Annotated in this window: 8 protein-coding genes; 4 read left to right on the top strand and 4 right to left on the bottom strand. The window is 58.6% G+C overall.

Going from position 1 to position 7,988, the window contains the following annotated elements:
• Positions 1–491 (bottom strand): hypothetical protein (locus WBP53_RS09080; protein ID WP_423928110.1); only part of this gene is annotated, 491 nt, incomplete at its 3' end.
• 499 nt (positions 492–990) lie between these two features.
• On the opposite strand from WBP53_RS09080, the gene WBP53_RS09075 reads away from it, so the two are divergent.
• Positions 991–1,260 (top strand): hypothetical protein, encoded by a 270-nt coding sequence (locus tag WBP53_RS09075; protein ID WP_423928108.1) that lies wholly within the window; start codon positions 991–993, stop codon positions 1,258–1,260.
• 214 nt (positions 1,261–1,474) lie between these two features.
• Here WBP53_RS09075 and WBP53_RS09070 read toward each other — a convergent pair whose 3' ends face one another.
• The 3 genes from WBP53_RS09070 to WBP53_RS09060 all read right to left on the bottom strand — a co-directional run bounded on the left by WBP53_RS09070 (position 1,475) and on the right by WBP53_RS09060 (position 4,742).
• Entirely contained in the window at positions 1,475–2,587 is a 1,113-nt protein-coding gene (locus tag WBP53_RS09070; RefSeq protein ID WP_423928106.1) for an NAD(P)-dependent alcohol dehydrogenase, read from the bottom strand.
• Between the two features lie 291 nt (positions 2,588–2,878).
• A complete protein-coding gene (locus WBP53_RS09065) occupies positions 2,879–3,841 on the bottom strand; it encodes a hypothetical protein (protein ID WP_423928104.1) in 963 nt (320 codons plus the stop codon).
• Positions 3,842–4,508: 667 nt separating this feature from the next.
• Entirely contained in the window at positions 4,509–4,742 is a 234-nt protein-coding gene (locus tag WBP53_RS09060; RefSeq protein ID WP_423928102.1) for a hypothetical protein, read from the bottom strand.
• Positions 4,743–4,788: 46 nt separating this feature from the next.
• Here WBP53_RS09060 and WBP53_RS09055 point away from each other — a divergent pair, with 46 nt between their 5' ends.
• From WBP53_RS09055 to WBP53_RS09045, 3 genes are all read left to right on the top strand, one after another.
• Positions 4,789–5,448 (top strand): glutathione S-transferase family protein, encoded by a 660-nt coding sequence (locus tag WBP53_RS09055; protein WP_423928100.1) that lies wholly within the window; start codon positions 4,789–4,791, stop codon positions 5,446–5,448.
• A 664-nt stretch (positions 5,449–6,112) separates the two neighbouring features.
• Positions 6,113–7,396 (top strand): cardiolipin synthase, encoded by a 1,284-nt coding sequence (gene cls, locus WBP53_RS09050; RefSeq protein WP_423928098.1) that lies wholly within the window; start codon positions 6,113–6,115, stop codon positions 7,394–7,396.
• Positions 7,397–7,437: 41 nt separating this feature from the next.
• Positions 7,438–7,890, top strand: coding sequence for a hemerythrin domain-containing protein (locus WBP53_RS09045; protein ID WP_423928096.1), 453 nt, complete (start codon positions 7,438–7,440; stop codon positions 7,888–7,890).
• The last annotated feature ends 98 nt before the right edge of the window (positions 7,891–7,988 follow it).

The following is a 7,988-nucleotide window of genomic DNA, read 5'->3' as shown; positions in this document are numbered from 1 at the left end:
ATCCACAGGGCGGTGGTGATGGGGATGACCAGCAGCAGCAGACCCGCAACGGACAATCGCAAACTGGATGCGTACAGATGCGCGAGCACGGTACAGAAAGCGACCGTTCCGAACAGGGAGACACTCTTCGCCAGTGGCGTTACGAGCGGATCAAAAATGATCCAGACCTGGATCGAAGACCAGATGGATATGCTGAAAAATACGATTGCAAGATAGTGCTTGAGCCAGCGACGCTGGTCCGGTCCCGGCTGCTTCGGAGGCCGTGTCTGCAAGCGAACGACGGCCAGCACCAGCAATGCCAGGGTTATAACCACGCAGGCGATCGAATGGCGCTCGATGAGGCCAGTGATCTGGGCTATCGGTAGCCAGGCAACCATATAGAGAAAGCCGCCAATCGACGAACTTTCGTAGATATCCTGCACCTGGGTGGAAAAGCGACGTTCCACGCGTGGTCCGACTGCAGGGCTGTCCTGTCCTGGAACTGACTCCACGACTCCCCTCCTCACTCAGCGATGCGCCTCCGGACATCATTCTGTCCGCCGTCCCTGCAGCACTTAACCCGCGGATTGTAACGCTACTCAGGGCTGATTTCTGAGAACAGGAACCTGATCGCAGCGAAACGGGCTGCGATCGCTGGCTGCACGGCATTGCATGGGCCTAGCCGGTTGCCGGGCACTCGATTTCAGGTCTGGCACCGCACGCATATCACCAGGGCCTACCGACCGGGGTTTCGCCAGTCGAAACAAACACACTGCGCTGACATCGCTCCCCAGCGTGTTGCCGGGATGTGGGCCAGCCATCTCATGGGAACAGCATGGGAACAGCAACGAGCCGTGGCTGAGTGATGTTCCAGGAACCTGTCGATTGCATGAACGGTTTTCGCCTTCAGGATCAGGTTCATCCGCGAGTGTGATTGCACATGGCAAATTCCATTCGCGATGTTCTCCCTCCCCCCGACATCGCCGAATCCCCCATCAAAGGAGACTGACGATGAAGTTCCCACGAATCAGAAATCCCCTGTTCGCCGCAATGCTCACTATTCTCTCGTTCGCTGCGTACGCCGAAAAAAGCGACAACGTCGTTGGCAGCAGGGATGCGGCGCCAGAGTGGACCGATGCCGATAGCAATCGCGACGGCTACCTGAGCAAGGAGGAACTCATGCCCTATCCAACGCTGGGCCAGGACTACGCCGAAATCGACACCAACGATGACGGCAAGATTTCCCAGGCCGAATACGTTGACTGGATGGATCCAGGTTGATCAGGAATTGACGGCAGGCGTCCTGCCGATGTCGCCGGGATCTGTTCGCAAAGAACGGGCAGCCCGGCGACTTTTTGATGCGACTGCATGCCCCCTGGCCCAGGGATACGATATCGGTTCGCCACGCGTGCAATGCGCTGCCGTCTGAACATCGTTCCTGTTGTCCCTGGCTGACGCGAGCAGCTCATGCGCATGCGCCTGCTCATGCGCCAGCCTATTCCATCGTGATGATGACCTTGCCTCGGGCATGACCGGCCTCGACACGGGCCATTGCCTCGACCGCCCGATCCAGGCTGTAGTGCTGTTCGACAACCGGGGTGACCTCTCCTTCTGCCATCAATCTGGAAAGCAGCTGGAGATCTTCAGGGTTGAAACGGGCGATGAAGAACTTCATCGGCTGGTCAATGTAGGGTGTCAGCAGTGCCGCCTTGATCGGATTCATGAAGGGCTCGATCCAGGGACCCGAATCGGGGCCACCGCCGCCGACCATGACAAGGATTCCCGCCGGTTTCAGCGCACGCCTGATATCGAGCAGATCGTGGTTGGCTACCAGGTCGATTATCACGTCGTATTGCTGCGTGCCTTCGGTAAAGTCCTCGCGCGTGTAGTCGATGACATGCTCGGCACCAAGCTCTCGCACCATGGCAAGATTCCGCGTGCTGCATACACCGGTCACTTCGGCACCGAAATGTCTGGCGATCTGCACGGCAAACGTACCCACTCCGCCGGATGCGCCATTGATCAGTACTGATTGCCCTGCTTGCAACTGACCCTGGTCGCGTAGTGCCTGCAGGGCCGTGATCGCTGCGATCGGAACCGCAGCAACCTGGGCAAACGAGAGGTTGTCGGGCTTGTGGGCGACACCCCGGCTTTCAGGCATGGTGACGTATTCGGCGAATGTACCGCTGGCACCGCCGAACACTTCGTCACCGGGCTTGAAGCGGGTCACCGCGGAACCGATCGCCTCGACGGTACCGGCGAAATCAACACCAATGCTCGTGTCGTCCGGGCGACCGATCCCGGCTCCCAGCCGCAAGATATAGGGCTTGCCGTGCAGGTAGTGCCAATCGAGCGGATTGACCGAGGCCGCTTCGACCTTGATCAGAATCTCATCGGCCGCCGGCTCCGGTTTTGCCACGCGTTCAACCTTGACCACATCGCTGGAGCCATAGCAACGGTAGGTTGCGGCCTTCATGTCCACAATCCCTGCCGGCAGCGGTGGCGATTCGGTACACGGCGCGTCATGACTGAGGACAAGGGCACACACCCCGATTCCGACTGTCAGCACCGAAAGAAAGCCAAGCGCGAATTTTCTGCGACGGGTCATATGCGTATTCCTGATTGGGAGGCCAGCGGCAGGCAGTATCAGACCGGCCTCAATCAGGCGAAATACGGAATGCGATGAAAGACGACTGCCAGCGCCTGAACGACGCTATCAGGGTATCGCGTACCTCGACTTCAGTCAGAGCATGGAGCATCGAGACAGACGTGGCCTTCGATGAACGTGGCCGCAATCCCGCGAACGCATCCACTCCGGGCAACCGGGAACGCAGCGAATGAGGGCATCGTGAACGCACCCCAAGCCTGTCGATACCGATCGGATGATTCCCGGGCCGATCTATGGCCGGCTTGGCGCAGTCGTCGTCAGGCCGGCCGCATGGGCCTCGGTTGCGTCCTGCGGCGGGATGCCGATACTTGCGAACCCCTCACGCAGCACGTCCATCTGTTCGAGGCCGGGCCAGCCATTGACTGCAGTGACCAGCTTGTCGCCCTGAAAGAAATAGAACCCCGGCAAGGTCCACGCCGGGATCATCGGCCACTCTTTTTCAAGGTAAACGATCTTGAGCGGGCGTCCCGAATAGGTCCGGTTCCATTCCTCGATCTCGGACAGATCCGGGATGCCGGTTTGCGGCATGATCCAGGTTGAATGGCGCTCCATCAATGTCGACATCTGCGCGTCGCCCTGTATGGCGGCGCTCGCTGTTTTCGAGAAGTAGCACCAGGGCGAACCGACAACGATCACATGCGCGCCCTGGCCCAGGAAAACATCACGGCGAACAAGGCTGCCACCCTGGTCCTCTATGGTCCACAGCGTCGGAGAGTGATCGGCTGAGCTGGCGTCACGAATGTCCGGCAGTGCCTTGACGCCAGCATTGGCCGGATAGGCGGCAAATGCCTGCGCCTCACGGAGCATCCTCGCACCCGCATAGCGATCAAGCATCTGCTGCCTGAGTTTCGTCGTCGCGAGATTGCGGCTTTCCAGCTCGTAAAGGATGAGCTGCATCTGCGCCGCGTGGGATGCTTCGTTTGAATAGAACGCCAGGATATAGGCAGTCTCGAAGTAAGCCAGCACATCCGCATCGGAGAGCCGGGCAATCGACTGCGCGGCGACGGCTGCCTGCACTGCCTCGAACTGATTCTCCAGCAGCGGAAGCTTTTCCTCGATCAAGTAGAAATTTTCATCGATGTCCCTGAACGCCTGAGCGAGTCCGGGAACACTATCGCCAGCCTGAAGTTCAGTACACACACCCAGGGCGAGGACGAAACCGGCGCAGACAACAATACATGCCCTATGCCTCAAGACAAATCTCCTGTTGCCGGATTTCGGAAGTCCAATTCTATTCTTTCATTTTGCGCAGCGTCTACATCCTGGCGAGGCATGACCTGCCAGCAAGAGTGACCCACCCACGGTGACATGTCTTCACCCCGATGGCTGAGATTCAGACATGCAAGCGAAAGATGAGCCCCTTTCTCACCGAGGAATTCGATCATGCAAACCGAGCAGCTCCGCAAATGCGCGCACGAACCCTGTATCTGCCAGGTGGCGCCCGAAGACGAGTACTGCGGCGATCGATGCCGGGAGAACGCCAGGACAGGGCGAGACACCTGCACCTGCGACCACGTTGACTGTGCCGTCGAACCTGATCTGGTCGTTGCGCCGCTGGCGAGCCCGGCTTGATCCGCATGATCCTGCCCATGGCGGAGCGCGTGCGCTGCCCGCGGCTCGGCCCGCGCCCTCGTGAGCGCGATCGGCGAAAGCGGATCCGGCATGCGCTCACACTCTCAAAATCATGTTTCCAGCAACTCCGCGCGCACAGCCAGGTTCTTGCATGGATGCGTGTGCCGTCGGCCCCGGGCACCCATGTGTGACAACAGCGGCACGAGCTCGATCGCCGCTTCGGCGAGACTGTAAATTCCTTTCTGCCGATGTGCGGGATCTGCACGTCGCGTCAGCCGACCGGATGCGGTCAGGCGTTTGATTCGGTCTGCGGGTTATGGGAGGCAATGCCCTCCTCGCTTCCGGCGAGCAACTCGCCATAGCTGCGCCGGTTGCCGAACATGACATCGCGCATAGCGATAAGGCTCGAACGGTCGCCCCACTGCTCCAGCGTCAGATTGATGGTCAGCCGGATCGGCCTGTGTGCGACACCTTCAGCCGCCGGAAACAAGTGCTTGCAATATGCGATCCGTATACTAATCATTCAGCCAATCACATCATGCAATGGGTCTGGAACAGGAGCTGCCTCGATGCCACTCATCTTGTACGGTCACCCGTTTTCGTCTTACACCCAGAAGGCGCTCATTGCCCTGTACGAAAACGACACGCCCTTCGAATTTCGCTGCATCAGTCCGGACACACCCGAGCATTTGGCCGAGTGGCGGAAACGATGGCCCATGGGGAAGTTCCCGCTATTGGTGGACGGTGAGCGCACCGTCGCCGAGACCAGCATCATCATCGAGTACCTGCAAATCGCACAACCGGGTCCGCTGAAGCTGTTGCCAACCGACCCGATGGCTGCACTTGACGTGCGCTTCCTGGACCGTTTCTTCGACCTGCATGTAATGGATGCGATGCAAATTGCGGTCGAATCTGCACTGAAACGCTTGCCGATGAAGACCGAGGAAGGATTGGCCATAGCCAGCGAACGGCTGGAGCGCGCCTACGCATGGCTGGAAGTCCATCTTTCAGGCAAGAGATGGGCAAACGGTGATGAATTCACCATGGCCGACTGCGCGGCGGCGCCTTCTCTGTTCTATGCAGACTGGACACATCGGATCCCCGAATCCTGTCCCGCACTGCGCGCCTATCGTGCACGGCTACTCGAACGCCCATCATTCGCCAGGGCAGTGGAAGAAGCACGCCCGTTCCGCTCATATTTCCCACTGGGTGCACCTGACCGGGATTGAACAGGCAACCCGAGTCTTCCCAAAGGCAGGGCTACAACCTAGCTCCACCACTATGCAGCGTCGATGGCGATCAATTCAAATTTGCTGGAACAAGATCAACATGTCGGAAACATCGGGCGATGTGGAACTACCCGCGTGTTCTTCATGATTCGTTAAACCGCGCTCTTTCCACCAGCCTGATGGCAGCCCGGCAATGCATTTGTCACAGCGCCCGCGCAAGCCTCTGTTCCGGCCCCATTAAGCGCTTTCTTGGCTTAATGGACATACACAATGATCGCAACAGGGCTTGCGTCCATTCCAGGCATCGATAGCCGGGGCCATCGCTGCTACTGATTGGAAAATGGACGTTGGCGGGGACGTAACTCATCTCGTTCGGTGCCGCTCGGTCGGGCGCGACGATCCGCGCTACGGATGGCAGTCGCCTCTTGTCCTTCGCGCGAAACCATTCCCACCCGCAATCACTGCCGGAGACGCACGATGGCGACGAGGAAGCAAATCGCAATTTCATCAACGCGGTGCATTGAGCCTGGAATGCACCAGATGCCCGCGAGTGTCGCGCACTCGCGCAGCGTCGATGACACTATCGGCCTGGCAAGGGCGCAAAAGCCTTCCCGTCAATCCTATCCCGGTGCAGTCATACGGCACCCTGGATCCGAGGGCGGACATGCCATCGTCTAGTCGTCGAAAGTGGGCCCTGTTCGCGACTTTCGCCGCGACGGCTGTCTCTGTCGTTCTCGCAATGAATTTCACGACACCCGAAAAGAAGATCCAGCAATCACTGGGGCATCGCCATGCGGTATCAGACCCGCAGTTCCGCAGGGAGATGGGGGTGATGCTCGGCCCAGGCTTGCTTGAGGGAAATCATGTTGTCGCCCTACAGAACGGCGATGAAATATTCCCGTCAATGCTGGAAGCCATACGTGGCGCGCAGCATACGATCAACTTCGAGACCTACATCTACTGGTCAGGAGACATCGGCAAGAGCTTCGCTGACGCATTGACCGAGCGCGCGCGAGCAGGCGTCAAGGTCAACGTGATACTGGATTGGGTGGGCAGCATCAAGATGGAAGATTCACTCATCCAGGAGATGAAGGACGCCCACGTCCAGATCGAAAAATACCGGCCACTGAAGTGGTACAACCTGGGACGCCTAAACAATCGTACACATCGCAAGATTCTTGTCGTCGATGGCAGGATCGGATTCACCGGCGGTGTCGGCATTGCGGACCAATGGGGTGGCGAAGCCCAGGATCCCGAACACTGGCGCGATCTCCACTTCAGGGTGGAAGGTCCGGTCGTGTCGCAATTCCAGGCCGCCTTCAATGACAACTGGATCAAGTCCACCGGCATGGTTCTCAACGGCGCGGAGTATTTCCCGAGCCTGAGCAGTGCAGGCGAGATGAAAGCGCACATGTTCACCGCCTCGCCAGCGGGCGGGAGCGCGAGCATGCATCTGATGTACATGATGGCCATCGCCGCTTCAAGCGAAACGATCGACCTGCAAGCGGCGTACTTCGTGCCAGATGAACTCATCATCGAGGCGCTTCTCGCGGCGCGCAGACGTGGCGTGGAGATACGCATCATCCTGCCAGGAAAGCACATCGACTCGGAAAGCGTGCGTCTCGCATCCCGAGCCAGCTGGGGAGATTTGCTGAAGCACGGCGTCGAGATCCATGAGTACCAACCCACCATGATGCACAACAAGATGTTGATCGTGGACCATGAAATGGTTTCAGTGGGATCGACGAACTTCGACGGCCGTTCGTTCAGGCTCAATGACGAAGCCAGCATGAACATCTACGACCACACGTTCGCCTCAAGCATGAGCGAAGTGTTCGAGAAGGACCTCGCCGCCACGACGCGCTACACCTACGAAAAATGGCAGCAGCGCAGCATGAAGGAAAAGTTTCTCGAATCGCTTGTTCGGCCGATCCAGTCACAACTGTGAACCGACAGTTTCCAGTATCCCCCCGCTTTCAGGAGAGAGAAATGAACACCATTTACGACGAACTGCGTGAGAGCCATGATCAACAACGAAGCTTGTGCCGAGGCCTGGTTCGCACGAAACCTGGAGAGCACAGGCAGAGCGTATTCACGCAGCTGAGAATCGAACTGGCTGCTCACGCAGCCGCCGAGGAGCGCTTTCTCTATGCAGTCATCCTGATGGAGGATGCAGGTCTCAATTCGTCACGCCACGCATTGGCGGAACATCACGAGATCGACGAGATCATCGAGGACATGCAGTCCACGGATTTGTCCAGCAGCGGCTGGTTGCCCAAGGCCAGGAAGCTCTCGGAGAAAGTGCGCCACCACCTCAAGGAGGAAGAAAAGAAATTCTTCCAGGTGTCCGGAAAGCTGTTGTCGGACACCGCCAAGGTAAAGCTCGGCCGCCAGTACAAGAAGGATTATCTGAGAATGCACAAGAAGTTGTCGACAAGCTGACTGCTTCGTCATTCAACGCCGGCTCGGCGGCTCGGCGGCTCGGAAGCCGGGCCATCCTGATTCGCCCCGAGCTTCGCAGGCGCGCAGGAGTCTCATCC

This window comes from Dokdonella sp. (assembly GCF_049593775.1).
In the GTDB taxonomy this organism is placed as follows: Bacteria; Pseudomonadota; Gammaproteobacteria; order Xanthomonadales; family Rhodanobacteraceae; genus Dokdonella.
Note: the sequence above shows the minus strand (reverse complement) of the source record. Positions and strands in the feature narration are given on the sequence as shown.

Coding starts and splice junctions, on each gene's coding strand:
- WBP53_RS09045 (WP_423928096.1), top strand. CDS start 7,438: ATGAACACCATTTACGACGAACTGCGTGAGAGCCATGATCAACAACGA.
- WBP53_RS09075 (WP_423928108.1), top strand. CDS start 991: ATGAAGTTCCCACGAATCAGAAATCCCCTGTTCGCCGCAATGCTCACT.
- cls (WP_423928098.1), top strand. CDS start 6,113: ATGCCATCGTCTAGTCGTCGAAAGTGGGCCCTGTTCGCGACTTTCGCC.
- WBP53_RS09070 (WP_423928106.1), bottom strand. CDS start 2,587: ATGACCCGTCGCAGAAAATTCGCGCTTGGCTTTCTTTCGGTGCTGACA.
- WBP53_RS09055 (WP_423928100.1), top strand. CDS start 4,789: ATGCCACTCATCTTGTACGGTCACCCGTTTTCGTCTTACACCCAGAAG.
- WBP53_RS09060 (WP_423928102.1), bottom strand. CDS start 4,742: ATGATTAGTATACGGATCGCATATTGCAAGCACTTGTTTCCGGCGGCT.